The organism is Agathobaculum hominis, from assembly GCF_014288055.1.
GTDB lineage: Bacteria > Bacillota > Clostridia > Oscillospirales > Butyricicoccaceae > Agathobaculum > Agathobaculum hominis.
In genome coordinates, this window is record NZ_JACOPK010000007.1 from 44,032 (window position 1) to 69,206 (window position 25,175).

24 protein-coding genes and 1 riboswitch are annotated in these 25,175 nt (G+C 58.0%); of the genes, 11 read left to right on the forward strand and 13 right to left on the reverse strand.

Features of this window, described 5'->3' with window-relative positions:
- Positions 1–22: 22 nt before the first annotated feature.
- From H8S02_RS08510 to H8S02_RS08530, 5 genes are all read right to left on the reverse strand, one after another.
- Positions 23–1,165 (reverse strand): THUMP domain-containing class I SAM-dependent RNA methyltransferase, encoded by a 1,143-nt coding sequence (locus tag H8S02_RS08510; protein WP_186970164.1) that lies wholly within the window; start codon positions 1,163–1,165, stop codon positions 23–25.
- Between the two features lie 112 nt (positions 1,166–1,277).
- Positions 1,278–2,810, reverse strand: a complete 1,533-nt coding sequence (locus tag H8S02_RS08515) for an oligosaccharide flippase family protein (RefSeq protein WP_186970165.1) — start codon at positions 2,808–2,810, stop codon at positions 1,278–1,280.
- Between the two features lie 108 nt (positions 2,811–2,918).
- Positions 2,919–4,061 carry a tRNA guanosine(34) transglycosylase Tgt gene (gene tgt, locus H8S02_RS08520; protein ID WP_186970166.1) on the reverse strand — a complete coding sequence of 381 codons (1,143 nt, stop codon included), beginning with the start codon at positions 4,059–4,061 and terminating at the stop codon, positions 2,919–2,921.
- Positions 4,062–4,103: 42 nt separating this feature from the next.
- Entirely contained in the window at positions 4,104–5,129 is a 1,026-nt protein-coding gene (queA, locus tag H8S02_RS08525) for a tRNA preQ1(34) S-adenosylmethionine ribosyltransferase-isomerase QueA (protein ID WP_186970167.1), read from the reverse strand.
- 63 nt (positions 5,130–5,192) lie between these two features.
- Positions 5,193–6,965: a SpoIID/LytB domain-containing protein gene (locus H8S02_RS08530; protein ID WP_186970168.1), complete on the reverse strand. Its 1,773-nt coding sequence runs from the start codon at positions 6,963–6,965 to the stop codon at positions 5,193–5,195.
- Positions 6,966–7,059: 94 nt separating this feature from the next.
- Positions 7,060–7,243: riboswitch (Lysine riboswitch) on the forward strand.
- 191 nt (positions 7,244–7,434) lie between these two features.
- Between H8S02_RS08530 and asd the strand changes: the two genes are divergently transcribed.
- Genes asd through dapB form a run of 3 tightly spaced genes read left to right on the forward strand, consistent with a single transcriptional unit; the run spans position 7,435 to position 10,220 of the window.
- Positions 7,435–8,517, forward strand: coding sequence for an aspartate-semialdehyde dehydrogenase (asd, locus tag H8S02_RS08535; RefSeq protein ID WP_186970169.1), 1,083 nt, complete (start codon positions 7,435–7,437; stop codon positions 8,515–8,517).
- A gap of 17 nt (positions 8,518–8,534) precedes the next feature.
- Positions 8,535–9,425 (forward strand): 4-hydroxy-tetrahydrodipicolinate synthase, encoded by an 891-nt coding sequence (gene dapA / locus H8S02_RS08540; protein ID WP_186970170.1) that lies wholly within the window; start codon positions 8,535–8,537, stop codon positions 9,423–9,425.
- Between the two features lie 33 nt (positions 9,426–9,458).
- Entirely contained in the window at positions 9,459–10,220 is a 762-nt protein-coding gene (dapB, locus tag H8S02_RS08545) for a 4-hydroxy-tetrahydrodipicolinate reductase (RefSeq protein WP_186970171.1), read from the forward strand.
- Positions 10,221–10,319: 99 nt separating this feature from the next.
- Here the strand turns inward: dapB and H8S02_RS08550 are convergent, their stop codons facing one another.
- The 3 genes from H8S02_RS08550 to metF are packed head-to-tail and all read right to left on the reverse strand — an operon-like array spanning position 10,320 to position 14,203.
- Positions 10,320–12,695, reverse strand: coding sequence for a homocysteine S-methyltransferase family protein (locus tag H8S02_RS08550; RefSeq protein WP_186970172.1), 2,376 nt, complete (start codon positions 12,693–12,695; stop codon positions 10,320–10,322).
- Between the two features lie 6 nt (positions 12,696–12,701).
- Positions 12,702–13,346: a vitamin B12 dependent-methionine synthase activation domain-containing protein gene (locus tag H8S02_RS08555; protein WP_186970173.1), complete on the reverse strand. Its 645-nt coding sequence runs from the start codon at positions 13,344–13,346 to the stop codon at positions 12,702–12,704.
- On the reverse strand, positions 13,343–14,203 hold the full coding sequence (metF, locus tag H8S02_RS08560) for a methylenetetrahydrofolate reductase [NAD(P)H] (protein WP_186970174.1): 861 nt from the start codon (positions 14,201–14,203) through the stop codon (positions 13,343–13,345). Before metF ends, H8S02_RS08555 begins: the two co-directional genes overlap by 4 nt.
- Before the next feature lie 136 nt (positions 14,204–14,339).
- On the opposite strand from metF, the gene H8S02_RS08565 reads away from it, so the two are divergent.
- Together H8S02_RS08565 and thiD are read left to right on the forward strand one after the other, a co-directional pair.
- Positions 14,340–15,245 carry a radical SAM protein gene (locus tag H8S02_RS08565; RefSeq protein WP_186970247.1) on the forward strand — a complete coding sequence of 302 codons (906 nt, stop codon included), beginning with the start codon at positions 14,340–14,342 and terminating at the stop codon, positions 15,243–15,245.
- Positions 15,242–16,024, forward strand: a complete 783-nt coding sequence (gene thiD / locus H8S02_RS08570; RefSeq protein WP_186970175.1) for a bifunctional hydroxymethylpyrimidine kinase/phosphomethylpyrimidine kinase — start codon at positions 15,242–15,244, stop codon at positions 16,022–16,024. Before H8S02_RS08565 ends, thiD begins: the two co-directional genes overlap by 4 nt.
- 59 nt (positions 16,025–16,083) lie before the next feature.
- Here the strand turns inward: thiD and H8S02_RS08575 are convergent, their stop codons facing one another.
- Positions 16,084–17,094 (reverse strand): helix-turn-helix transcriptional regulator, encoded by a 1,011-nt coding sequence (locus tag H8S02_RS08575; RefSeq protein WP_186970176.1) that lies wholly within the window; start codon positions 17,092–17,094, stop codon positions 16,084–16,086.
- 143 nt (positions 17,095–17,237) lie between these two features.
- Here H8S02_RS08575 and H8S02_RS08580 point away from each other — a divergent pair, with 143 nt between their 5' ends.
- Positions 17,238–18,302: a tyrosine recombinase XerC gene (locus H8S02_RS08580; RefSeq protein WP_243166463.1), complete on the forward strand. Its 1,065-nt coding sequence runs from the start codon at positions 17,238–17,240 to the stop codon at positions 18,300–18,302.
- Positions 18,289–19,209: a ribokinase gene (locus H8S02_RS08585; RefSeq protein WP_186970177.1), complete on the forward strand. Its 921-nt coding sequence runs from the start codon at positions 18,289–18,291 to the stop codon at positions 19,207–19,209. Before H8S02_RS08580 ends, H8S02_RS08585 begins: the two co-directional genes overlap by 14 nt.
- A 257-nt stretch (positions 19,210–19,466) precedes the next feature.
- Here H8S02_RS08585 and thiE read toward each other — a convergent pair whose 3' ends face one another.
- Genes thiE through H8S02_RS08605 form a run of 4 tightly spaced genes read right to left on the reverse strand, consistent with a single transcriptional unit; the run spans position 19,467 to position 21,858 of the window.
- Positions 19,467–20,099, reverse strand: a complete 633-nt coding sequence (thiE, locus tag H8S02_RS08590; RefSeq protein WP_186970178.1) for a thiamine phosphate synthase — start codon at positions 20,097–20,099, stop codon at positions 19,467–19,469.
- Positions 20,096–20,848 carry a nitrilase-related carbon-nitrogen hydrolase gene (locus tag H8S02_RS08595; protein WP_186970179.1) on the reverse strand — a complete coding sequence of 251 codons (753 nt, stop codon included), beginning with the start codon at positions 20,846–20,848 and terminating at the stop codon, positions 20,096–20,098. Before H8S02_RS08595 ends, thiE begins: the two co-directional genes overlap by 4 nt.
- Positions 20,845–21,321: a YbaK/EbsC family protein gene (locus tag H8S02_RS08600; RefSeq protein WP_186970180.1), complete on the reverse strand. Its 477-nt coding sequence runs from the start codon at positions 21,319–21,321 to the stop codon at positions 20,845–20,847. Before H8S02_RS08600 ends, H8S02_RS08595 begins: the two co-directional genes overlap by 4 nt.
- Before the next feature lie 6 nt (positions 21,322–21,327).
- Positions 21,328–21,858, reverse strand: a complete 531-nt coding sequence (locus H8S02_RS08605; RefSeq protein ID WP_186970181.1) for a DUF1836 domain-containing protein — start codon at positions 21,856–21,858, stop codon at positions 21,328–21,330.
- 175 nt (positions 21,859–22,033) lie between these two features.
- Here H8S02_RS08605 and H8S02_RS08610 point away from each other — a divergent pair, with 175 nt between their 5' ends.
- The 4 genes from H8S02_RS08610 (at position 22,034) to rbr (ending at position 25,171) form a co-directional block, all read left to right on the forward strand.
- Positions 22,034–23,275, forward strand: coding sequence for a polysaccharide deacetylase family protein (locus H8S02_RS08610; RefSeq protein ID WP_186970182.1), 1,242 nt, complete (start codon positions 22,034–22,036; stop codon positions 23,273–23,275).
- Positions 23,276–23,468: 193 nt separating this feature from the next.
- Complete coding sequence (trhA, locus tag H8S02_RS08615) at positions 23,469–24,122, forward strand: PAQR family membrane homeostasis protein TrhA (RefSeq protein WP_186970183.1); 654 nt, start codon at positions 23,469–23,471, stop codon at positions 24,120–24,122.
- 96 nt (positions 24,123–24,218) lie between these two features.
- Complete coding sequence (locus H8S02_RS08620) at positions 24,219–24,602, forward strand: Fur family transcriptional regulator (RefSeq protein ID WP_186970184.1); 384 nt, start codon at positions 24,219–24,221, stop codon at positions 24,600–24,602.
- 29 nt (positions 24,603–24,631) lie between these two features.
- Positions 24,632–25,171, forward strand: coding sequence for a rubrerythrin (gene rbr, locus H8S02_RS08625; RefSeq protein WP_186970185.1), 540 nt, complete (start codon positions 24,632–24,634; stop codon positions 25,169–25,171).
- Positions 25,172–25,175 lie beyond the last annotated feature (4 nt).

The following is a 25,175-nucleotide window of genomic DNA, read 5'->3' on the forward strand; positions in this document are numbered from 1 at the left end:
AGCACTCGATGTCTGTAAGTGCTTAAACCTGCGGGCGCGGTTTGCGCGGCGCATTCTTGAAATACATATGAAGTTCGCACTTTATCATGCCGTTATACAGCTTGCGGCGTTTGTCTGCCGGACGGCCGTAGCAGCGTTCAAAGAGCGGGTCCGAGCTGAGGATATACTGCTTCATCGGCGAATTTTTCGTCGCGCGGCCGAGCGCCGTATAAAGCTGCTCTGCCTGCTGCTGGTCAAGCAGCCGCTCACCGTAGGGCGGATTGGCGAACAGGATGCCGCCGCCGCTGTAATCGCGCTTCGTCGCGTCCGCCTGCTCGAAGAATACCGTGCCTGCGACGCCTGCCTTATGGGCATTAGAGATAGACAGCTTGACGCATTCCGGGTCGATGTCGCTGCCGACAATATCAAAACGGGCGGCCGCATCCGCCATGCAGAGCGCGTCCTCACGCGCCTGCTGCCAGACCTTTTTATCGAAGCAGCTCCATTTCTCTGCATCGAAGCGGCGCAGCAGACCGGGAGCGCGGCGCTGCGCGATCATCGCAGCCTCGATGGCGATCGTGCCCGAACCGCAGAACGGATCGAGGAACGGCTCCCGGCCGCGCCAGCGTGCGAGCTTGACCATTGCAGCGGCGAGCGTCTCGCGCAGCGGCGCGGCATTGCTGTTCGCGCGGTAGCCGCGCTTGTGCAGACCGGCGCCCGAGGTATCCAGATAAATTTCCGCAGTATCATGCATGATGGCGAACTGGATCTGATACTTCGCGCCGCTCTCCTCAAACCAGCCCTGGCCGTATTTCTGCGACAGGCGCGAAACGACCGCCTTCTTGACGATCTTCTGGCAGTCCGGGATGGAATGCAGCGCCGAGTCCAGGCTGTGTCCCTTGACCGGAAATGCGCCGTCCGCCGGGATGAATTCCTCCCACGGCAGCGCCTTCACGCCTTCGAAAAGCTGGTCGAACGTCTTTGCGCGGAACGCGCCCAGTCGGATGAGCACGCGCTCTGCGCAGCGCAGATTAAGGTTCGCCCACGCAAGCGTGCTCTCGTCACCCTCGAAAAATACACGGCCGTTTTCCGCACGCACATCTGTCAGCCTGCCGCCGAAGCGCAGCTCGTCCGCGACGATGCCCTCAAGCCCGAACAGCGTCGGGCAGCACATGGTAAGTTCCATTTTTACTTCCTCCAAAAAGGCCCCTGCCTCCGAGGCAGGAGCCGCTATCTCGATATTATTTCTTTCTTATGATAGCTTTTTTACGCGCATTTGTCAAGATTTGCTGCGTTTTCTATTCTCTCCGAGCGGCAAGATAACGCAGCGGATGCAGGCCGCACAGCCGCAGCAGCGCAAGACAGAGCATTCCAGCTCCGGCGAGCGTCATCGCAAGCGCAAGAACAGGACTTGCCACGTGCTCAGAAAACAGAAGCGCAAACAGCCGCGTCCAGAGGCCCGCCGCCGCGCCGCACATCAGCGGCAGTCCGAGACGCCGCATCGGTCGCAGCGCAAAGCCGGTCGCATGATGCAGAACGGCAAGATTAAAAAAGGCCGCTCCGGCGCCGCTCAGCAGCATCGCGAGAAGATACCCGTAAATGCCGAGCGCTGGGCGCGAGCACCATCGAAGCACAAGTGCGAGCTGTACGAATTCTGCCAGAACGGCGGTCAGAACGCTCCGATTCTGCAATCCGAGCGCGTTCAGCAGGCCGGAAGTGATCATCTGGTAGTACATGGCAACTGCCGCTGCACCGGTGAGCGCTGCATACCGCAGCGTGAGCGGCTGCGCGAACAGCAGCAGGCTGAGTGAGGGTGCGAGCGGAATGAGCACAGCGGTCGCCGGGATGCCGATCAGTCCGACCGTCATGACCGCCCGGCCGACGAGGGCGCGCACACGGGCGCGGTTCCCCGTAGCGTGCGCCGCCGTCACAATCGGCAGCAATGCAGTGCCGATCGAGCCGATGAGCGCCGAGGGCAGCAGCATGAGCGGCAGCACCATGCCGGAAAGCGTTCCGAGCGCAGCGAGCGCCTGCTCTGCGTCCATTCCGGCCGCCATCAGCCGCCGCGGCAGGATGACCGAACCTGCCGCCGAAAGCAGATTGGCCGCGAGCGCGGACAGCGAAAGCGGTATGGCGATTGCCGCAAACTGCCGCGCAAGCGCAGCATCGACCCTGACAGCCGTGCGGTGCGCCTCTCCCCGTTCCCGACGGAACAGAAGGCTGAGCAGCAGCACGCTGAACACCTCGCTGACTGCCATTCCGGCGAAGATCAGCTTCGCCATTGTCCCGCAATCGCCGCCGACTGTGTGCAGCAGCACGCCGACGGCTGCAATGCGCACCAGCTGCTCTCCTGTTTCACTGATCACGGTGTACTGCACGCATTCCAGTCCGATGAACAGCGCCTTGAGGATATTTTCAATCCCGGTCAGCATAAGACAGAGCAGCATGAACGGAAACGCCTGTGCCGCGTGCGGATTGCCGAGAATGCCTGCTGCAATCTGGTCGCCGCACAGCAGCAGCCCTGTCGCGCTTGCGAACGCAAGCGTAAAAAACACTGAAAATGCGAGACGAAGCACCGCACCGGTCTTCCCCTTCTCCCCTGTTGCCTCGCACGCCGCCGACAGCCGCGAGCACGCCATCGTCACACCCGAAAGGCAGCCGGTGTGCAGTACCAGATACACCGAATTAGCGAGTCGGTACATGCCGAGACCCTCTGCGCCTGCAAAGCGGCTGAGCATCACGCGATAGACAAAGCCGAGCGCCTGCAGGGCGATATTCCCGCACGCGAGCACCCCGGCCGCATACAGCACTGTCTTTTTCCGAAACCGCACCTGCCTGCGCCTCCCCTCTCGGGTCAGCATATGAGCGAACACAGTTCCGTAAAACCAGAAAAGCGCCTGCCCTCACAGCAGACGCTTTCTGTTGTATCCTGCGCGGCCTTAGATGCGCTTGGACATTTTTTCGCTGTATTCTGCACGGAATTCCTCGAATCGGCCCTCGTCGAGCGCATCGCGGATCTCCTGCATCAGATGGTTGTAGAACCAGAGGTTGTGCATGACCAGGAGACGCTGCGACAGCATCTCGCCGCTCTTGAGCAGGTGGCGCAGATAGGCGCGGCTGAAGCGGCGGCAGGTCGGGCACTGACAGCCCTCCTCGATCGGGCGGTCGTCGGTCTGGTACTTGGCATTCATAAGGTTCAGGATGCCGCTGTGCGTGAACAGATGACCGTGGCGCGCGTTCCGGGTCGGCATGACACAGTCGAAGAAGTCGATGCCGCGAGCAACACCCTCGATGATGTTGCTCGGTGTGCCGACGCCCATCAGATAGCGCGGCTTGTTCTGCGGCGCGTGCGGCAGGACGACATCAAGAATATGGTACATGACCTCGGTGCTTTCGCCGACGGCCAGACCGCCGATCGCGTAGCCCGGCAGATCAAGTTCGGAGATCGCCTGCATGTGCTCGATGCGCAGGTCATCATAGGTGCCGCCCTGATTGATGCCGAACAGCAGCTGATGCGGATTGACGGTATCAGGCAGGCTGTTGAGACGGTCGAGCTCGGCCTTGCAGCGCTTGAGCCAGCGCGTCGTGCGGTCGATGGAGTTCTTGACGTACTCGCGCGGCGCCGGGTTTTCGATGCACTCATCAAACGCCATGGCGATATCCGAGCCAAGATTGGACTGGATGCGCATGCTCTCCTCGGGACCCATGAAGATCTTGCGGCCGTCGACGTGCGAATGGAAGGTCACGCCCTCCTCCTTGATCTTGCGCAGCGTCGCAAGCGAAAAAACCTGAAATCCGCCCGAGTCGGTCAGCATCGGACCGTCCCAGCGCATGAACTTGTGCAGGCCGCCCATCTGACGGACGATCTGATCGCCCGGGCGAACGTGCAGATGGTAGGTATTGGACAGCTCGATCTGGCAGCCAAGCTCCTTGAGGTCGAACGCATCGACCGCGCCCTTGATCGCGCCGGCCGTGCCGACGTTCTGAAAGACCGGGGTCTGCACCACGCCGTGTGCCGTGCAGAATTCGCCGCGGCGCGCGCGGCCTTCGGTTTTGATTAGGTTAAATTTTCCGATTTCCATATATTCCTCACAAATTACATATTACATACTGGGTTTGCGGCATCAGTACAGCATCATGCTGTCACCGAACGAGAAAAATCTGTATTCTTCCCTGATCGCTTCCTGATAAGCGTTCATGACCATTTCGCGGCTTGCGAATGCGGAAATAAGCATCATCAGCGTGCTCTCCGGTAGATGGAAGTTGGTGATCAGATGATCGACTGCCTTGAAGCGATAGCCCGGATAGATGAAGATCGCTGTCCAGCCGGACTGTGCGCGGACATGACCGGTCTCGTCTGCGATGGTCTCGAGCGTGCGCGTCGCCGTCGTGCCGACCGCCCAGATGTCGCCGCCTGCATCACGTGTGTCGTTGATGATCTTCGCGGTCTCCTCGTCCATGACATAGAACTCGGAGTGCATGACATGATCGGTGATCTCGTCCTCCTTGACCGGGCGGAACGTACCCAGACCAACGTGCAGCGTGACGAACGCGAGCTTTACGCCCTTGTCCTTCAGCGCTTCGAGCAGCTCCTTCGTAAAGTGCAGACCTGCGGTCGGCGCGGCAGCCGAGCCGGGTGTCTTGGAGTAGACGGTCTGATAGCGCTCCGGGTCTTCGAGCTTTTCCTTGATGTACGGCGGCAGCGGCATCGTGCCGAGCTTGTCGAGAATCTCAAGGAAAATGCCCTCATAGTGGAAGCGGATCAGTCGGTTGCCGTCCGGCTGCACCGCCTCGACCGTCGCGGTCAGCAGGCCGTCGCCAAACGTCAGCTCAACGCCCGCGCGGGTCTTTCTGCCCGGACGGGTCAGGCATTCCCACAGGCCGTCGCCCTTGTCGGTCAGCAGCAGCACCTCGATCGGCGTCACATGGCCGACTGCGTGGCCCATCAGACGGGCCGGAATAACGCGCGAATTGTTGAAGACAACGCAGTCGCCCGGTTTTACATACTCGAGCATATCATGAAAATGGCGGTGCGTCACCGAGCCGTCCCTGCGGTCGAGCACCATCATCCGGGATGCATCGCGCTGCTCGAGCGGATGCTGTGCGATCAGCCGTTCCGGCAGATCAAAATAAAAATCACTCTTTTTCATCACAAAAGCATGGGCGCAGACAGTTTTTCTGCCCTGCGTCCACGCCGTACCTCCTGTCTCATATTATTTCGATATTTCGATACCGGTGAAGTAGAATTTCAGAATATCCTCATAGCTGAAGCCCTGCTTCGCCATCGCATACGCGCCCCACTGGCTCATACCGACGCTGTGGCCCCAGCCTGCGCCGCTGAACGTCCAGCTTGCAGCAGTTTCTGCGGTCTGCCCGTCATTTCCGGTATTATTATTGCTGTTATTTTGGTCGCTGCTGCTGTTTCCGCCGTTATTGCCGTCAGACGTATCATTCTTGCTGTCATCGGTCGTCTTGTCGGCCGAGCGGATGACGACCACGCCCTCCGGGTCCCAGTCCACCGCAAAGCCGAGCGCGTCGCCGATGTCGCGCAGCTTGTAGTAGTTATTATCGTTTACATTATAGCCGGTCAGCTGCACGGTCTTGTTCCCCACAGCGACCGCCGCTGTCGAGGGTGAGAGCTTCTTGACCGCCGCGACGGTATCGCTCATCTCGCCGCCCACCTTGACATAGGGCGCGTTCGGACTGAGCAGGATGCGGTTGTTCGCGCCGTCCCAGGTCACGTTGAACTCGCTGCCCGTACCGTTCAGGATCCACGCCACATCGCGCAGCTTGTAGTAGTTATTGTCGTTGATGTTGTAGCCCTGCGGCTTCACCACCTTGCCGTCAACCGTGACCGTATGTACCGACGGGGAGATTTTAACGCTCGTCTTTGTCGCGGATGCGGTTTTCTGCACAGCGGTTTTTGTCTGTGAACTCGTCGCCGCAGTGTTTGCGGTGATCGAGTAGTTGATGCTCTTGAGACCGAAAACCGTGCGCACGCTGCTGCGCGTCAGCGTTACCTTCTTGCCGTCGGTGTCGGTAACGGTCACTTCGGCAACATTGTTCGTCGCGGTGCGCTTTGTGACCTCGACCTTCGCGACCGTGCCGATCGAATAGCCGGCATTCGTCAGTCTGGTCTTGACCTCGGCCGGCGTCAGCGTCACACTCCACTTGTCCTTGTCCTTTTCCTCATAGGGGTCAGCCTTGCCCTTGAGGTAGCTGTATTCGCCGCCCCATACATTGGCCGCATCCTCGGTCGCGCCGCCGTCCGACGAAAAGAAGTAGCCGATGACCTCCTTGCCGTCGCAGGACAGCGTTTCGCCCGCCGTTGCGCTGACCGCAGCATCCGACTCGCTCGTCGCGCGTGTCGCGCCGAGATATACCTGACAGTTGGTGGTATTGCACAGGTCATAGCCGCTGTCCGTATGCTTGTGCGTACCGAGCGCGAACGAGCGCGTGCAGATCGCCTGCGCCTTCTGTGCGTCGGCCGGCCAGTCCGGGTCGATCTCATACGGCAGCACGCCCTTCACATAATCCTCGACATTCACATAGTTTATAACGGTGATGTTTCCGTTCGAGGCGCGGCGATAGACAAAATCGCCGTACCACTTATAGCCCTTGAACCAGGTCAGACGGCTGTTCGGTCGGATCGCCAGCTGCTCGAGACCCTCGGCGGACGTAAACAGCACCTTGCCTGTCTCGGTATCGCACACCTCAAAGGCGTTTTTATCATTCAGCCGGATGGTCAGCTGAGAAGAAGCCAGCGAAGCGGCGCTCTTGAAGGTCGTGCCGCTTACCGTTCCGACCGTATAGCCGGTGCTCTCGCCGGAGACATTTTCCAGCATGGGCGTGGCGAACGAGGACGCTCCGCCGACCGTCAGACCGACACGAAGCGTGGTATCCGTGCTCGCAGCACCCGCCGCAGGCACGGCCAGCGTGCCGGTCAGCGCCGCCGCGCACAGCAGCGCCGAAAAAAAGCGTTTCATTTTCTGTTCAACTCCTGTTAGAAATCATGTTTATTTTGCCGCCTTCTATTGACAAATATATCGCCTTATCTTAAAATAAGAAGGAAAAGTATCTGATACAGATAGAGGCGCGGTTTTCATCAGTATCGCCTGACAGGGTCCGCAAACCCGTTCATCAGCCGAAAAAGGGTCTTCCGCCGAAGTCGGTCGTTCTGTTGCGGCAGGACCGGACTGGATGCTGCGGATAAGATCCCTGCGTCTGTCATCAGCAGAAATGCCGGTGGAGAGCTAAGCTGTGTTAGAAAGCGGCGGCGATTTTCCGCTCTTTCTATTATAGTATAGGTCATACCGGTTTTTCAACCGGTATTTTTCATATTTCGGCACGCAGCGTGATATTTCTCACAGAAAACACCGCTGCCGGTGAAAATTGCAGTGTATCCGCCGGATGCACACACACGTTATTACACCTTTCTGGAAGGATCTGATAAACATGAAGCAGTACAAAGTAGGCATCGTCGGCGCGACCGGCATGGTAGGTCAGCGTTTCTCCCTGCTGCTGGAGAATCATCCGTGGTTCGAGGTCGTTGCTCTCGCAGCATCTGCGCGCAACAAGGGTAAGACCTATGCCGAGGCTTGTGAAGGCCGCTGGAAGATGACCGTTCCGATGCCCGACAAGTACAAGGACATGGTCATGTACGACGCAACCGCAGACGCAGAGGAGATCGCCTCCAAGGTCGATTTCATCTTCTGCGCGGTCGACATGAAGAAGGACGAGATCCGCGCCCTCGAGGAAAAGTATGCGAAGCTCGAGTGCCCGGTCTGCTCCAACAACTCCGCTCACCGCGGCACCCCGGACGTTCCGATGATCATTCCGGAGATCAATGCCGACCACGCTGAGATCATCCCGGCACAGCGCAAGCGTCTGGGCACCAAGCGCGGTTTCATCGCGGTCAAGTCCAACTGCTCGATCCAGTCCTATGTTCCGGCTCTGTCTGCTCTGATGGACTTTGAACCGACCGAGGTTTCCGTCTGCACCTATCAGGCAATCTCGGGCGCTGGCAAGACCTTCGAGACCTGGCCGGAAATGGTCGACAACGTTATCCCGTATATCGGCGGCGAGGAAGAGAAGAGCGAGAAGGAGCCGATGAAGATCTGGGGCCACATCGAGGGCGACCACATCGAGCCGGCGACTGTCCCGGTCATCTCTGCGCAGTGCCTGCGCGTTGCCTGCTCTGACGGTCACATGGCTGCGGCTTCCGTCAAGTTCAAGAACAAGCCCTCCAAGGAGGTCATGATCGAGCGCTGGAACAGCTTCAAGGGCCGTGCACAGGAGCTGAAGCTCCCGTCTGCTCCCGAGCATTATCTCACCTACTGCGAGGAAGATAACCGTCCGCAGACCAAGCTCGACCGCATGACCGAGAACGGCATGGGCGTCACCATCGGCCGTCTGCGCGAGGACACCATTTTTGATTACAAGTTCGTCAGCCTGTCGCACAATACTCTGCGCGGCGCTGCCGGCGGCGCTGTTCTGATGGCAGAGCTGCTGTGCGCCGAGGGCTATATGGACCGCTAAGGAGGAGCATTCTTACTATGAAGAAGCCTGTTTTTACCGGTGCGGGTGTTGCGATCATCACCCCGTTCAAGTCCACCGGTGAGGTAAACTACGAGGAGTTCGGCCGCATTATCGACTACCAGATTGCACATCATACTGATGCGATCATCGTCTGCGGCACGACCGGCGAGGCCTCTGCCCTGCACGACAAGGAGCACCGCGAGGTTCTGTCCTGGTGCTGCGAATATGTCAACCACCGCGTTCCCGTCATTGCCGGCACGGGTTCCAACGACACCGCATACGCCATTGAGCTGACCAAGTTTGCAGCTGAATGCGGCGCTGATGCCGGTCTGTCGGTTACGCCGTACTATAACAAGACTACGCAGCGCGGCCTGATCGCACACTACACCGCAATCGCAGACTGCTGCGATCTTCCGATCGTTCTGTACAACGTGCCGAGCCGTACCGGCGTTTCCTTCACCGCCGATACCCTGTATGAGCTGTCTAAGCACCCGAATATCAACGGCCTCAAGGCTGCTTCCGGCAACTTCTCGCTGCTGGCTGAAACCATGGCGAAGTGCGGCGACAACCTGAACGTATGGTCCGGCAACGACGATCAGATCGTTCCGATGATGTCGCTCGGCGCAAAGGGCGTTATTTCCGTCCTTTCCAATGTTGCGCCGCAGGAGACCCACGATCTCACGCAGCTCTGCCTTGAAAATCGTTATCCCGAGGCCGCTCAGATGCAGTTCAAGTATCACAGCCTCATCGATGCGCTGTTCTGCGAGGTCAACCCGATCCCGGTCAAGAAGGCAATGGAGCTGCTCGGCTGGAAGGTCGGCGATCTCCGTCTGCCGCTCGTTGAGCCGAGCGAGGAGCACATCGCCTATATCAAGCGCGAGCTGGAGAACGCAGGCTGCAAAATCTAATTTCTTCACAGACAGACAGGAGAACAGAGAAAGATGTTAAAAATCGCGCTTTCCGGCTGCAGCGGCCGCATGGGCCGTGTAATCAGCGATATCGTCAGCAGCCGCGACGGCATGGAAATCGCTGTCGGCTTTGATATTCGCACCGAACAGTACGCAGATTTCCCGATCTACAAGGATTTTGCGGAGTATCAGGGTGACTGCGATGTTGTCATCGACTTTTCGAACGCCGCGCTGACCGAGCGTCTGCTCGATTACTGTGAGGCGCGCCGTCTGCCGGTCGTGATCTGCACCACCGGCCACAGCGCCGAGCAGCTTGACCGCATCCGCGCAGCCTCCGCCTCCATTCCGGTGTTCCGTTCGGGCAACATGTCCATCGGCATCAACCTGATGAGCGAGCTGCTCAAGAAGTCGGCTTCCGTTCTCGGCGACAAGTACGACGTTGAGATCATCGAGAAGCACCACAATCAGAAGCTCGACGCGCCGTCCGGCACGGCGATCATGCTCGCAGACGCAGTTGCCTCCGCCCTGCCCTACAAGGCTGAATATGTCTACGACCGCCACGAGCGCCGCGAAAAGCGTCCGGCGCACGAGATCGGCATTTCCGCTGTCCGCGGCGGCACGATCGTCGGCGAGCACAGCGTGCTGTTCTGCGGCCGCGACGAGATCATCGAGATCAAGCACACCGCGCTTTCCCGTGAGGTTTTCGCGGTTGGCGCTGTCGATGCAGCCGAGTACATGGCGACTCGCACGCAATCCGGCATGTATGATATGAACGACGTTATCGCGTCCAGATAAACAAAAACCATGCGCCCCTTCGTTCGGGAGCGCATGGTTTTCTTTTTATGAGAAAGGCATATCCGAGAGTTTTCCCCGTCGGATATGCCTCTTTTCTGTTTATACGCCGAAAACGCTGTCCGCAAAGTGAACGGTCGCCATCGCGTCCTTCGCGTAGCAGTCCGCGCCGATGGAGTCCGCATATTCCTGCGTCAGCACCGCGCCGCCGACAACGACCTTGGTGTCCGGTTTTTTCTCGCGCAGCTGCCTGATGGTCTCCTCCATGCTGACAACGGTCGTCGTCATCAGCGCACTCAGGCCGACTACCTTGATGTCCTCCCTAATAGCGGTGTCAACGATCACCTCGGGCGGAACGTCCTTGCCGAGGTCGAGGACCTGATAAGCATAGTTTTCAAGCAGGACCTTGACGATATTTTTGCCGATGTCGTGGATGTCGCCCTTGACCGTCGCGAGGATGATCTTGCCCTTGGTCTGCTGATCCTCGCCCTTCATCGCTTCCTTAACGACCTCGAACGCAGCCTTGGCCGCCTCCGCACTCATCAGCAGCTGCGGCAGGAATACCGTTCCCTTCTCGAAGCCCTTGCCCACGCGGTCAAGCGCCGGAATGAGCTCGCCGTTTACAACATCGAGCGGCGCTGCCGTCTGAAGCATTTCCTTCGCGGCCTGCACCGCGCGCTCGCCCAGACCGCGTTCAATGCTTTCGCCAAGCGGCATGACTGCACCACCCGCCGCTGTCGGAGCAGCAGAAGGCGCAGGCTGGTTTCCGTAGGCTGCAATATAACCGGCGCACTGCTCGTCCAGGTTTGCAAGCGCAAGATACGCGCGGTAGGAGCGCATCATTGCGTCCATATTCGGGTTGATGATCGCACAGGACAGACCGCTCTGGAGCGCCATGGTGAAAAAATTCGAGTTGACGATCTCACGCTGCGGCAGGCCGAAGGAAATGTTGGAAACGCCGAGAATAGAGTGTCCGTGCAGCTCATCGCGCACGCGGCGCAGCGTTTCGAGCGTGACGAGCGCCGAGCCGCTGTCCGAGGAAATCGTCATTGCAAGGCCGTCGATCACGATGTCTTCATGCGGAATGCCGTATTTTTCCGCGGTCTCGTAGATCTTCCTTGCGACCTGAATGCGTCCCTCGGCAGTCGCCGGAATGCCGTTTTCATCGAGCGCCAGACCAACCACAACGCCGCCGTACTTGCGCACGAGCGGAAAGACCGCTTCCATGCTCTCCATCTTGCCGCTGACCGAGTTGATCATCGGCTTGCCGTTATACAGACGCATGCCGCGTTCCATTGCCTCGGTATTCGAGGTATCGATCTGAAGCGGCAGTGCAATAACGCTCTGAAGGCGCGTCACGACGCGCTCCATCATTGCCGGCTCATCGATTTCTGGCAGGCCAACGTTTACGTCAAGGATGTGTGCACCGCTGTCCTCCTGCGCCATGCCCTCACCGAGGATGTACTCGATGTTGTTCTCGCGCAGCGCCGCCTTGAACCTGCTCTTGCCGGTCGGGTTGATGCGTTCGCCGATGATGACCGGCTTAGGGCCGATCTCGACCGTCTGCGAGAACGACGAAACCACCGTTCTGTGCTTGGGAACCGGCGCGGCGAACGGCTTTTTGCGGCACACCTCGATCATTTTACTGATGTGCGCCGGTGTCGTGCCGCAGCAGCCGCCGAGCGCGTGCACGCCCATGCCGGCAATCTCTCCCATGAGAGTCGCAAACTCCTCTGCGTCGATATCGAATACCGTCGTGCCGTTTTCGCTGCGCGGCAGACCGGCATTCGGATTGACAACGATCGGAAGCGAGGAAACCTCGGTCAGGCGCTTGATGATCGGCTTCATCTGTACCGGGCCAAGGCCGCAGTTGACGCCGAGCGCGTCTACGCGCAGACCTTCGAGCATGGCAACGACCGAATCCACCGTGCCGCCGGTGAGCAGCTTGCCCTTTTCGTCAAAAATGGTGGTGACAACAACCGGCAGCTCGCAGCTTTCCTTAGCTGCGAGCACCGCTGCCTTGGCCTCGTAGCTGTCGCTCATGGTCTCGATCAGAACAAGGTCGGCGCCTGCCGCCGCACCGATGCGAATGGTCTCGGAAAACAGCTCGACCGCCCGCTCGAACGGCAGATCGCCCATCGGCTGGAGCAGCTTGCCGGTCGGTCCGATGTCGAGTGCTACAAAAGCCTCCTCACGTCCTGCAAGGCTGCGTGCGGTCTTTGCATGGCTCACCGCCGCCTCGACGATCTCGCGCAGGTTGTCCGGATACTTGAGCGCATTCGCGCCGAAGGTATTGGTATTGACGACATCACAGCCTGCCTCAAAATAGCTGCGGTTCAGCGCGATGATCTCATCCGGATGCGACAGGTTCCACGTTTCGGGCAGCTCGCCGGCCTTCAGTCCGTGCGCCTGCAGGATCGTGCCCATGCCGCCGTCAAAAAACACCCATTCTTTTCCTAAACGTTCGGTCAGTTTCATTTCTCTTTATCTCCTGAAGTTGCAATCTGTTTTGCCGCATTCCTCGCAGCCCTTGCGATGGCAGTCCTGTTTTTCGGGCGAAAGACCGATGACCGCCGTCACCGATTTGATCGGCGCGAGCAGACAGCTTTCGGTCACGGTGAGACCGATCTTGCGCGGTGTATCGAGCAGACGGGAAAAATCACGCTGATGCTCGATGGAAAAATCGCCGTAGCCGGGACTGAAGCGCGGACGGCAGTACAGCCCCTCCTGCTCCGCCGTGCGCCGCAGCGCATCGTTCACCTCATCACAGCAGGTCTCGATCATGGCCGCCGCCACCGCCTGCAGGATAACAGCATCGCTCATGCGGACTGCCGAAGCGCGCGCGATCAGCCGATCTGCGCCGATGCCGAGTGTCGCCGCCATCAGGTATACTTCCGTGCAGCCCCTGAGGTTGCGCGCGAGATTCGCACTTGTGACGGTGAGATCGCCGATCTGCATCGTATTCTCCCCGGTGAAGGACAGCGGGAAGCGGGCGGAGATGCTTTTCGGCTGCACAGCCGCCTGAAGCTCGGCGGCACAGCGTTCCAGGCTCTCCGCTACTGCTGCGTCCGGCACCGCACCGTGATACCCCATATAGCGCAGCGCTTCTCCACGGTCAAAGGAGATCATCCGAGGATCTCCGACAGGCTGGCCTGAATACCGGCGGCAATCTCCGGCTTGTTCATCGAATAAACGTGGATGTGGTTTACGCCGTTCGCGATCAGGTCGATGATCTGCTCGGTCGCGTAGATCACGCCCGCCTGCTTCATCGCCGCCGGGTTGTCGCCAAAGCGGTCAACGATCGCCTTGAAGCGCTCGGGCAGGTAAGTACCGGACATTGAGGTGATGCGCTTGATCTGGTTGACGTTGGTTACCGGCATGATGCCTGCGATGACCGGGACCGTGATTCCCTTCTCGCGAATGCGGTACAGGAAATTATACATGATATTGTTATCAAAGAACATCTGCGTGGTCAGAAATTCGCAGCCTGCCTCGACCTTTTCCTTCAGATGCAGAATGTCCTCGGTCTTGTTCGCCGCCTCTACATGACCCTCCGGATAGCATGCGCCGCCGATGCAGAAGTCGCCCTGCGACTTGATGTCGCGCACGAGCTCGGCTGCATAATGGTAATCGCTGTGCGGAGCGCCGCCCTCCGGGATGTCGCCGCGGAGCGCAAGAATGTTTTCGATACCGTTTTCCTTGTATTTCTGAACCATCTTTGCAACATGCTCACGGGTCGAGGACACGCAGGTCAGATGAGTCAGCACGGTGACGTCATACTTCTTCCTGAGGTCAGCCGCAATATTGACCGTGTGCTCGCTCGTGCCGCCGCCTGCGCCGTAGGTTACGCTCATGAAATCCGGTCTCAGCGCCGCAATCTCCTGCGTTGCTCTGGCTACCGACTCATAGCTGCTGCTCGTCTTGGGCGGAAACACCTCAAAGGAGAGGGTGACCTTGTCCTGCTTCAAAAGTTCAGAAATTTTCATATCCTGTATCTCCTACATAATCACTCTGTTATCACCGTATAATTTTTCGGCATTATGATTTATTATAACACGCCGCCCCCTTTATTTCCATACAAAAATGCGCTATAATATATCTTAATGGAGGGAACGAATTTTGATGAGTCTGCTGGAAAACTGCAAGCTCTGTCCGCGCGCCTGCGGTGCGGACAGAACAAAAACGCGCGGCGTCTGCGGTGCAGGCGCTTCCGTCGAAGCAGCGCGCGCATCGCTGCATCTGTGGGAGGAGCCGGTCATTTCGGGAGCAAACGGCTCCGGAACGGTATTTTTCTCGCACTGCTCGCTTGGCTGCGTATTCTGTCAGAACCGTGCCATCAGCCGCCGAGAGGCCGCAGGCCGAATGATTACAGAGGAAAGTCTCGCCGCCACCTTTCTCTCGCTTCAGCGCAAAGGCGCCGCCAACATCAATCTCGTTACAGGTGCACACTATGTGCCGCAGATCATCCGCGCGCTCACGCTTGCCCGGAACGAAGGCCTTACCCTCCCTGTCGTTTACAACTCGAGCGGCTACGAATGTATCGAGACGCTGCACCTGCTCGACGGACAGATCGACATTTATCTGCCCGACTACAAGTATTACAGCAGCTACTACGCCGGCCTCTACTCACATGCACAGGATTACCGCGATTTCGCGGTTCCTGCCATCGACGAAATGGTGCGTCAGACCGGTGCGCCGCAATTTGATGAAAACGGCATGCTGACGCGCGGCACGGTCATCCGTCATCTCATGCTGCCCGGTCTCGGCGGCGACACCTCGCAGATACTGCGTGATATTGCTGTGCGCTGGGGAAACTGCGTGCTCGTCAGCCTCATGCGGCAGTACACTCCCTTTGATATGGACGAATATCCTGAGCTAGACCGGACGATCACCGCCGAAGAGTATGAAACAGCCTGCGGAGAGTTCCGTGAGCTCGGTCTTGGCGGCTTCTTTCAGCAGGACGAGTCGATCAGCGAGAGCTTTATTCCTGCCTTTGATGGCAGCGGACTGGAGGAAACAGAACAATGAAAAATGTACTCAGCATTGCAGGTACCGACCCGACGGGCGGTGCGGGCATTCAGACCGACCTCAAGACCTTCGAGGCTCACGGGGTATACGGCATGGCGGTTATTTCTGCTGTCGTCGCACAGAACACCTTTCATGTGACCGGCATGCAGGCTGTGCCGGCCGATCTCGTCGGCAGGCAGATCGACTGCGTTTTTGAGGACATCCGCCCGGATGCTGTCAAGATCGGCATGCTGTACGATAAGGAGATCATACATAAGACCGCAGAGTGTCTGCGTGCGCATCACGCGAAAAATATCGTGCTCGATCCGGTCATGATGTCATCGAGCGGTCAGGTTCTGCTGCAAAGGGACGCAGCCGACGCGCTCATAGGCGATCTGTTCCCCCTGTGCACGCTCGTCACGCCTAATCTGCACGAGGCCGCCGCCATCTGCGGCCACGAGATCACCGACCGAGACGGCATGGAGCAGGCAGCAAAGGAAATCGCTGCGAAAACCGGCGGCGCTGTGCTCGTCAAGGGCGGGCATCTTGCCGACTGTGCAGATGACCTGCTGTTTGACGGTGAAACCTGTCACTGGTTTCCCTCGCCGCGCATCGACAACCCCAACACACACGGCACCGGCTGCACGCTGTCCTCCGCGATCGCCTGCAACCTCGCCGAGGGACATTCTCTTGCGACGAGCGTCCGCCGCGCCAAGCAGTATCTCACCGCCTGCATCGCCTATGGTCTCGACCTCGGCCGCGGCTCCGGTCCGCTCCAGCACAAGGTCGACTGGGAATAATTTCAGAAAAACAGCAGTCCTCCGTTCCGGCAGCCAAACCGGCGGAGGACTGTTTTCTGTTATTCTTCAAGCTGTTCCAGCAGCAGCTTTCGAAAGCTGTCACAGACGTGCTGCGGTGTAACGATGCGCACTGCGCCATTCAGGCCGACGACCCACGCATAAAACTGCGGACTGACCGCAACGGTCACGCTCGCAAAGAAATGTGTGCTGTCGTCCGGCTGCACCATAAGCTCGGAGCCGAACCGGTCGCGCAGGATGTTGATGGCATCCTTGCGGCAGCGCAGGCGCACGATCTCCTCATGCCCGGAAAACATGCCGAACATCTTGCGCGAATACGCTGCCGGACTGAAACTGCCGCGGAAATGCTGCGCACCCTCACGTTTTTCTTCAGTCAGCTGGATGTTTTCCATCTTGTCAACGCGGTAGTTGCGGATGCGCGAGCCTTCCGGCGCAGACGGGTCGTAAGCGATGAGGTAATAGTTTTCATTGTCCCATGTCAGCGCCCACGGGCTGACGCAGTAATATGCGCCGTCATGACGGTAATTCCGGTAGATTTTATCCCGGCGTGTGAAATCGAGTGCCCAGTTGAAATACAGAAATCGAATTTTCACGCCACTCGACACCGCGCGGTGCAGGGCGTCGATATTGTAGTAGATCTTCTCATCAATGTTTTTCAGGCGGTCGCTGACATAGACCTGGCGCTGAAGCTGCCGCGCTTCTTCCCTGCTTGCAAGAGACTCAATCTTGCCGATCAACTCGCGGCTTTTCTTTTCCGTGATAAACCGTGAGCACTGGATCGCGTCTACGAGCAGCTTGAGCTCGGGGAGTTCGAACTCGCGTGAGGAAACGCTGTAGCCGCCGCCCGGACCGCGCTGGAGAAAAATATCCATGCCATAGTCCTGCAGGGCCGCCACATCTGCATAGATCGTCTTTCGGTCGGCATTAATGCCCAGCTGTTCCAGTTTGGAGACCAGCTGTTCTGCATTCAGGTGATGATTATCGTCGGTCTCTTCGAGCAGGATTCGCCGCAGGTAAAGGAGCTTCAGCTTCTGGTTCGAGCTTTTCGGCATGAAAACGCGCCTTCTTTCCGGGTGTTTTATTGGACTTATTATACCGCTGCGCGCGTGAAAAATCAATAAGTTCTCGAAATCCCGCAGGCTTTGTGCTATACTTATTTTGAAATGATATGCCCCATACAAAGGAGGTTTTCCGCATGGAGCGACCGATGTCCGAATACGCCGCCGATGCGCCGCGCATCCTGCGCGATTTTCTGACCTATATTTCGACCATCCAGGGCAAGTCCGCCAGGACCGCCCACGAATATTATCTTGATCTGCGGCTGTTCCTGCGTGTGCTCAAGCACAACAAGGGTCTCGTGCCGCGCGAGCTGCCGATCGACCGCATTGCCATCGATGATGTCGACATTGACTTTCTCAAAACCGTGACGCTGAGCGATGCCTATGATTATCTGGAATACATGTCCGGCGAGCGCCCCACGCAGCAGAACAGTCCGGATACCGAGTTCGGCCTGAGCGTAAATTCGCGCGCACGCAAGGTCTCCGCGATCCGCGCATTTTTTCGCTATCTGACCGACAAAAAGCATTTGCTCGAGACCAATCCGATGGCAAGCCTCGAGTCCCCGACTATCCGCAAAACGCTTCCGGTGTATCTGACCGCCGATGACAGCGTAAAACTGCTCGAAGCCGTGCAGGGCGAATACGCCGAGCGCGATTACTGTATTCTGACGCTGTTTCTCAACTGCGGTCTGCGCGTATCCGAGCTCGTCGGTCTCAATCTTACCGACTTTCAGCGTGATACCGTGCGCGTCACCGGCAAGGGCGGCAAGGAGCGCACGGTCTATCTGAACGAGGCCTGCGCCGACGCGATCAACCAGTATCTGCCGCACCGTCTCCGCCCGCACGACAGGGATAAAAACGCGCTGTTCATCAGCCGCAACCGCAACCGCATCAGTGTCCAGACGGTGAAATGGCTCGTCAAGAAATACGTCGGTCAGGCCGGTCTTAACACGCATAAATATTCCGCACACAAGCTGCGCCACACCGCCGCAACACTCATGTATCAGAACGGCGTTGACATCCGCACGCTCCAAACTATTCTGGGGCACACAAGCGTCAGCACGACCATGATCTATACTCATATCGAGGACAGCAGTCTGCGCGAGGCTGCGCAGAAAAATCCGCTCGCATCCGTTCGCCCTCACCGTCAGAGCGGCGGGAAGGCTGCTTCAGAACAGGAGGAAAACCATGAAGATACTTAATTTCGGTTCGCTGAACATTGATAACGTTTACACTGTCGAGGAATTTGTCCATCCGGGAGAGACCGTTACCGCAAAGAGCCACACGGTCTTTGCAGGCGGAAAGGGCCTCAACCAGTCGATCGCCGCAGCGCGTGCCGGCGCGGAGGTCATCCACGGCGGCGCGATCGGTCCTGACGGCGGCTTTCTTGCCTCTCTACTCGAAGAAGCCGGAGCGGATGCCGGTCATCTGCTCCGGCTCGACATCCCCACCGGTCACACTGTCATTGAGGTCGACGCCGGCGGACAGAACCGCATTCTCGTCTGGGGCGGCGCAAACCGCGGGCTGACGCACACGTATCTTGAGGATGTGTTCGCCTGCGGCAGCGACGGAGATATCGTCCTGCTTCAGAACGAGACCAGCCTCACCGACAGCATCATCCGCCGTGCGCACGGTCTCGGCTTCCGCGTAGTATTCAACCCCTCACCCTTCCCGGTGAATCCCGATGCGCTGCCGCTTGACGATGTGGATATGTTTATCGTCAATGAGAGCGAGGCAGCGCTTCTCGCAAACGCCGCCCCTGGCACTGCACCGGCAACCCTGCTCGAGCACCTGCATCTCCGGTTCCCCTCGGCAGATCTTGTCGTGACAGCAGGCGAACGCGGCACGATCGCCCTTCTCGGCGGCGCAGAATACGTGCAGGAGGCCTTCCCGGTCAAGACCGTGGACACGACCGGTGCAGGCGATACCTTCTGCGGCTATTTCCTCGCGGCCGCCTGCGCACACAAATCGCCGCAGGCAGCACTCTGCGAGGCCTCTGCCGCTGCCGCCCTCGCGGTTTCCCGTGCCGGCGCAGCGCCTTCCATCCCGCAGGCCGACGAAGTGCGCACCTTCCTCAAGAAGCGCATGTTCCTCCAGCAGATCGAGTGACAGCGGTGCAATAAGTCCGCTTTATTTCCCTTATTCTTCGGTATAATAAAACCATCGAAAACGAGGGGAGGCGCGCAACATGAACTGCACGCTGGAATATGTAAACGGACACATCGAGGTATATGACGCAGACGGCGCGTTCCTGTTTTCCGCCGACACCAGACAGGAAGCGGTCGAGGAACTCCAGGATGCCGCATAAATACAGAAAAAAAGGCTCCCGATTACGCTTTCGGGAGCTTTTTTATTACAGTCTGCGTTTATTTTGTACGCATTTTGTCGAATTTTTCCTTGATATGCGCTGCCGCGGCGGCAGGGTCCGCCGCCTTCATTACAGCGGAGACAACCGCAATGCCTGCGATCGGACTTTCCGACAGCACATCCATGTTGTCCGCATTCAGGCCGCCGATCGCGACGACCGGGATCGGCACAGCGCGGCAGACATCGTTCAGCACGGAAACCGGCGTTACCTTGGTGGTGACATGCGTGGTGGTCGGGAAGATCGCGCCCGTACCGAGGTAGTCAGCACCATCCTCATAGGCCGCCTTTGCCGCCTCAACCGATTTTGCCGTCGCGCCGACGATCTTGTCCGGGCCGAGCAGTTTTCGGCAAACCGCGACCGGCAGATCGCTCGCACCGACGTGAACGCCTGCGGCATCGCACGCAATCGCAACGTCTACACGGTCGTCAATGATGAGCGGGACCTGAAAGCGGTCTGTGACCGCTTTGACCTGCTGCGCGAGCTCCAGATACGCGCGGCCGCCCGTCTCCTTCTCGCGAAGCTGAATGAGCGTCGCGCCGCCCCTGCAGGCCTCCTCGACCGCGTGCAGCAGCGTTTCGGTCGTGTGATAGGTGCTGTCCGTAATGACATATAACGTGGGATCGAATTTCATTCTTCTTCTCCTTCTTCCTCTTGTTCTGTTCCTGCGATTTCCGTGACGAGCAGGCCTTCTCCGGCGCCGAGCGAAGCGAGCGTCGTGCCATCCGGGGCAAAGACTGCACTGTGGCCGATAAAATGATCCGCGCGATACTGATCCGCGCCGATGACCGTCACGCTGTTTTCAATGGCGCGCGCGCAGAGCAGCGTATTCCAGTGAAGCGGCTTGTTTTCGCCGCAGACCCAGCCTGCCGGTACAAAAAGCACTTCTGCACCGCGCTTTTTCTGCTCGGCTGCAAGCTCCGGGAAACGCAGCTCATAGCAGGTGATGATGCCGAGCCTGCCGGCCGGGGTCTCGACAGGCTCAAAGGGCTGCTCCCCTGCCCGGCACTCCTCCGACTCGCGATAGCCGAAAGCATCATAAAGGCGGTTTTTGCGGTGCGTGCCGCGCAGCCGCCCCTCATCATCAATGACGACGACCGTGTTGTACGGCAGGCCGTCGGTCTGCTCGTACATGCCGGCGCAGATCCAGAGACCCTGACCTGCTGCAAGCTCGCTGAGCGCGGTGACGAACGGGCCGTCGAGCGGCTCCGCAGCCTCCATGTTGCGCGCTGCGCGGTCGCTTCCTGCACAGAACATCGCATATTCCGGCAGGAACAGCATATCTGCGCCGGCCTCCGACGCGCTCCATGCAAGCCGTTCGATCATATACCGGTTCATCTCCTTGTTTTCGCCGGAACCGATCTGAGCAACTGCAATCCTCATTCTTCTCTCCATCCTTTGCATATATCTACCCATGCCTTGAAGCCGGAATATTTTTCAAGCTCCGGGATGGTCAGTTCAATAGCGGAATTGGACGAGCCGCAGGCCGGGAAAACCGTCTCGAAGCGTCTCAGCGATTCGTCGAGGAATACGGTCACGCCCTCGTTGACGCCGAACGGACATACGCCGCCGACCGCATGTCCGATTTCCGGCTCGACCTCCTCAAAGGCGAGCATACGCGCCTTGCAGCCGAAGCGAGCCTTGTATTTCGGGTTGTTGATCTTGGCATCGCCTGCCGCGACGATCAGGATCACGCCGTCGTTCGTGCGGAAAGACAGCGTTTTGGCAATACGCGCCGGTTCGCAGCCGACTGCCTCCGCAGCCAGCTCCACAGTCGCAGACGATACGGGAAATTCCACGATGCGGCTGTCCGCATCATATTTTTTCAGCCATGCACGGGCTTTTTCAATCGACATTAGGTCTCAGTCTCCTTTTTCCTCCGAGGGTATCGCGTCGATCATGCTCTCGCACAGGCGGCGCAGGTAATTAGCGACCTCGCTGAGCGCAAGGCACAGACGCAGGCGGTCATTCGGGTCGCTCGCGTCGTTTGTGAGCTGGCTTCGCAGCAGCTCGGGGATAAATGTGCGCATTTGTTCCTTGTCCTCGAGCAACGCAGCATAACAGGCTTCGAAATCCACATCCGTCCGGCCCGTCAGTGCCTTGACGTCGCTCAGACGCAGCGTCTGCTTGAGATGATACACGCACAGCAGCTGCATGATCTGCTCCCGGGTATACTTTTTACCCCGGACCGGTGTCATCAGTCCTTCTTTGACATAATTATTGACCATCGTCTTAGTCAGCAGCTTGTCACCCGGCGCACGCTTGCTCTCGGAGAGCGTGCGGTCGAACAGCGTGAGCACCTGATCCATATACAGATCGAGCTGCGGGACGTCAGACGGTGTGATGTCGCGGTCGGAAAATACCGCGTCTATGGTCTGTTCCAGCCGTGGCATAGGTTCCACCTCTTTACCATATAGTTTACTGTACTATTATATCCCCTTCGTACGCCGTGTGCAAGAGCCGCGGCGTACGAAAGTAGACAGATGAAGAAATTTGTGCTATACTTGTTTCGGCTCCGACAGAGTAAGGATTTTCCTCTCCGCCGGACAGAAAGGCAGGAAAGAAACGATGAATCAGTTTTTTCAGCGGAGCATAGCCGCTGCGGCTGCGGTACTCGCGCTGACGGCAGGGCTTGCCGCCGGTGCGGCAGAGACGCAGAGCAGCTCGATGCCCATTCTGATGTACCACGATCTGACTCAGGACCCGAACAAAATCTCCAGCATGACGATCACGGATGAGCGTTTCCGTCTGGACATGGAGTTTCTGGAGTCGTTTGGCTATACGCCGCTGTTCCCGAGCGAAGTCGAGGAGATCGGCGAGGGAAAGCGCAGCCTCCCCGCCCGTCCCGTGATGATCACCTTTGACGACGGCTACCTCTCCAATTATACGATCGCAGCGCCCATTCTTCAGCAGACCGGCATGAAGGCGACCGTTGCACTCATAGCAAGCCACATCAAAGACGCGGACGATACCGACACCAGCCGTCACTCGCTGAACTGGGACGAGGTAAAATCCATGTATGACAGCGGTCTGTTCCGGTTCGGCTCCCATACCTATGATCTCCACAACCCGAAGTACGGCGGTGCAAATGCGCCGGACGGCATCAACGGCATCATGCGCGAAAAGGGCGAAAGCCAGTCACAGTACACTGAGCGCGTCGGGAACGATCTCGCGCAGAGCATTTCTCTGATCAAGCAGCACACCGGTCAGACGACCGTCAATTACTTTTCCTATCCTTACGGCGCGTATGACCGCTGGATGCAGCCCATCCTGGAGAAAAACGGCATCAAAATCTCAACGCTGACCAATGCCGGCATGGCGCGTCCGACCTACGGTCTTTACAATCTGCCGCGCTACGGCATCCGCATGGACCGCACGGTTCCGATGGTGCTGCGTCAGAGGGCGACCGCCGCTCCGACGACCGTCACGGTCTCGCTGAACGGGAAAAAGACCACGCTTCAGGCTTACAGCATCGGTGATGAAAACTACGTTCGCGTGCGCGATGCGGCGCTGCTGCTGAGCGGCTGCGAATGGGATTACGCAGTTGGCTGGAGCGAGGAAAAGCAGCAGGTCACGCTTTCTCCGCGCGAGCAGTACACCCCCATCGGCACGGAAAACAAGGTGCTTTCTCCTCAAAAGCGCACTGTACAGTCGGTCACAGAGCCGACCATCGTAGAGGGACAGAGTCACATGATCGCAGCGTTCTGCATCGACAACTACAACTATTATCGTCTGCGCAGCCTCGCCTCGGTGTGCGGTTTTGACGTGGACTGGGACGAAGCAAACCAGACGGTTAAAATTGTTGCATAACGTAAAATCCCATATTTTTCGCAAAACGAGAGCATAGAATTAAGTTCTGTGCTCTTTTTTGTTCCCGGTGCATACTGTTCGAAAAAACGGCAAAAATTACATACAGACTTTCTCTTGCAATCTCTCAGAAATATGGTATCATAATAAGTGTTATATAGTATTTATCTCTACATCATTTCAAGGAGGAGTCCATATGCCTCGTGCATTTCTCAAGGCCAGAGATCCGTTTTCCTGTTATTCACACTTTGTCGGCGCCGTTCTCAGTGTATCCGGTCTGCTGATCCTGCTGCTGCGGCTGCTGTTTGATCCTGATATTTCCGGACAGCTTGCAGGAGCAGCCGTGGTGTTCTGTCTCTCGCTCATCGCGCTCTATTCCGCAAGCAGCGTATACCATTTCTCGCTGCGCGGAGAGGCTGTGCTTCGCCGCCTGAAAAAGCTCGATCACAGCATGATCTACGTTCTGATTGCCGGCAGCTACACGCCGATCATCCTGAAATTCATGCCTGCACCGCGCAGTTTTCTCTTCCTCGGTGTCATCTGGCTGATCGCACTGACCGGTATCGCGGTCAAGCTGCTCTGGATCGACGCGCCCCGCCTGATCGGTACAGCACTTTATCTGGCACTCGGCTGGGCCATCGCTTTCGATTTCGGTGTCGTACTTTCCATGCCCTCCCCCGCCATTGCGCTGCTCGCAGCTGGCGGTCTTGCCTACACGGTCGGCGGCATCATTTACATCTCGAAGCGGCCGAATTTCAGCACCCTTCTCGGCTTTCACGAGCTGTTTCACCTGTTCGTTATCGTCGGCAGCATCTGCCATTATCTGATGGTCATGCTGTATGTACTGTAATCTTTCCCCAATTTGCTGCCTACTATTGACAGACCTGCTAATAGGATATATAATCTAATTAAGATTAAATATCAATTAGAAAGTGAGGTCATATTCATGCAGACAAGAAACACCGTTCAGCGACAGATTGTTTTACAGGCGGTGCGCTCGCTGCACGACCACCCCACAGCGGACAGCGTTTATGCTGTCGTTGCAGCCGAGCATCCTTCCATCAGTAAGGCGACTGTGTACCGCAACCTCAACCAGCTCGCCCTTCAGGGCGAAATCCTGCGCGTTCCGGTGCCGACGGGCGCTGACCGCTTCGATTTCAACACGCAGGAGCATTATCATGTGCGCTGCACCGAATGCGGCAATGTCTACGATGTATTCATGCCGCCCATCACCGACCTGCTTGACCGCGTGACCGACTCCTCGGATGTCGAGCTTACCCATTATGACATTCTTTTTGAGGGCGTGTGCGCGGCCTGCCGGAATAAATAAACGTCAGAAGTCGAAAGGAGCAAACCATTATGGCTGATCTGAAAGGCACAAAAACCGAGGCGAATCTCCAGACGGCGTTCGCCGGTGAGTCCATGGCGCGCAATAAGTACACCTATTTCGCCTCCAAGGCGAAGAAGGACGGTTATGTCCAGATCGCAAAGATCTTTGAGGAGACGGCGGCAAACGAAAAGGAGCACGCAAAAATCTGGTTCAAGCTGCTCAACGGCGGTATCGATGATACGATCACGAACCTCAAGGCCGCAGCAGCCGGCGAAAACTACGAATGGACCGATATGTATGCAGCCTTTGCAAGGGAAGCGCGCGAGGAAGGCTTCGACCATATCGCAGACCTGTTCGAGATGGTCGGCGCGATCGAAAAGGAGCACGAGGCACGCTACCTCAAGCTGCTCGACAATGTAGAAAACGGTCTGGTGTTCTCGCGTGACGGCGACTGCATCTGGCAGTGCTCGAACTGCGGCCACATTGTCGTCGGCAGACAGGCGCCCGACATCTGTCCGGTCTGCGCCCATCCGCAGGCATATTTTGAGCTCAAGGCTGATAATTACTGATATC

What these genes read in the sequence shown, in the direction of transcription:
- H8S02_RS08565 (WP_186970247.1), top strand. Translation starts at nt 14,340, where the DNA reads ATGAGTCTGCTGGAAAACTGCAAGCTCTGTCCGCGCGCCTGCGGTGCG.
- thiD (WP_186970175.1), top strand. Translation starts at nt 15,242, where the DNA reads ATGAAAAATGTACTCAGCATTGCAGGTACCGACCCGACGGGCGGTGCG.
- asd (WP_186970169.1), top strand. Translation starts at nt 7,435, where the DNA reads ATGAAGCAGTACAAAGTAGGCATCGTCGGCGCGACCGGCATGGTAGGT.
- H8S02_RS08595 (WP_186970179.1), bottom strand. Translation starts at nt 20,848, where the DNA reads ATGAGGATTGCAGTTGCTCAGATCGGTTCCGGCGAAAACAAGGAGATG.
- rbr (WP_186970185.1), top strand. Translation starts at nt 24,632, where the DNA reads ATGGCTGATCTGAAAGGCACAAAAACCGAGGCGAATCTCCAGACGGCG.
- metF (WP_186970174.1), bottom strand. Translation starts at nt 14,203, where the DNA reads ATGAAAATTTCTGAACTTTTGAAGCAGGACAAGGTCACCCTCTCCTTT.
- H8S02_RS08620 (WP_186970184.1), top strand. Translation starts at nt 24,219, where the DNA reads ATGCAGACAAGAAACACCGTTCAGCGACAGATTGTTTTACAGGCGGTG.
- H8S02_RS08510 (WP_186970164.1), bottom strand. Translation starts at nt 1,165, where the DNA reads ATGGAACTTACCATGTGCTGCCCGACGCTGTTCGGGCTTGAGGGCATC.
- H8S02_RS08605 (WP_186970181.1), bottom strand. Translation starts at nt 21,858, where the DNA reads ATGCCACGGCTGGAACAGACCATAGACGCGGTATTTTCCGACCGCGAC.
- trhA (WP_186970183.1), top strand. Translation starts at nt 23,469, where the DNA reads ATGCCTCGTGCATTTCTCAAGGCCAGAGATCCGTTTTCCTGTTATTCA.
- H8S02_RS08550 (WP_186970172.1), bottom strand. Translation starts at nt 12,695, where the DNA reads ATGAAACTGACCGAACGTTTAGGAAAAGAATGGGTGTTTTTTGACGGC.
- thiE (WP_186970178.1), bottom strand. Translation starts at nt 20,099, where the DNA reads ATGAAATTCGATCCCACGTTATATGTCATTACGGACAGCACCTATCAC.
- H8S02_RS08530 (WP_186970168.1), bottom strand. Translation starts at nt 6,965, where the DNA reads ATGAAACGCTTTTTTTCGGCGCTGCTGTGCGCGGCGGCGCTGACCGGC.
- dapB (WP_186970171.1), top strand. Translation starts at nt 9,459, where the DNA reads ATGTTAAAAATCGCGCTTTCCGGCTGCAGCGGCCGCATGGGCCGTGTA.
- H8S02_RS08610 (WP_186970182.1), top strand. Translation starts at nt 22,034, where the DNA reads ATGAATCAGTTTTTTCAGCGGAGCATAGCCGCTGCGGCTGCGGTACTC.
- H8S02_RS08585 (WP_186970177.1), top strand. Translation starts at nt 18,289, where the DNA reads ATGAAGATACTTAATTTCGGTTCGCTGAACATTGATAACGTTTACACT.
- queA (WP_186970167.1), bottom strand. Translation starts at nt 5,129, where the DNA reads ATGAAAAAGAGTGATTTTTATTTTGATCTGCCGGAACGGCTGATCGCA.
- tgt (WP_186970166.1), bottom strand. Translation starts at nt 4,061, where the DNA reads ATGGAAATCGGAAAATTTAACCTAATCAAAACCGAAGGCCGCGCGCGC.
- H8S02_RS08600 (WP_186970180.1), bottom strand. Translation starts at nt 21,321, where the DNA reads ATGTCGATTGAAAAAGCCCGTGCATGGCTGAAAAAATATGATGCGGAC.
- H8S02_RS08580 (WP_243166463.1), top strand. Translation starts at nt 17,238, where the DNA reads ATGGAGCGACCGATGTCCGAATACGCCGCCGATGCGCCGCGCATCCTG.
- H8S02_RS08555 (WP_186970173.1), bottom strand. Translation starts at nt 13,346, where the DNA reads ATGATCTCCTTTGACCGTGGAGAAGCGCTGCGCTATATGGGGTATCAC.
- dapA (WP_186970170.1), top strand. Translation starts at nt 8,535, where the DNA reads ATGAAGAAGCCTGTTTTTACCGGTGCGGGTGTTGCGATCATCACCCCG.
- H8S02_RS08575 (WP_186970176.1), bottom strand. Translation starts at nt 17,094, where the DNA reads ATGCCGAAAAGCTCGAACCAGAAGCTGAAGCTCCTTTACCTGCGGCGA.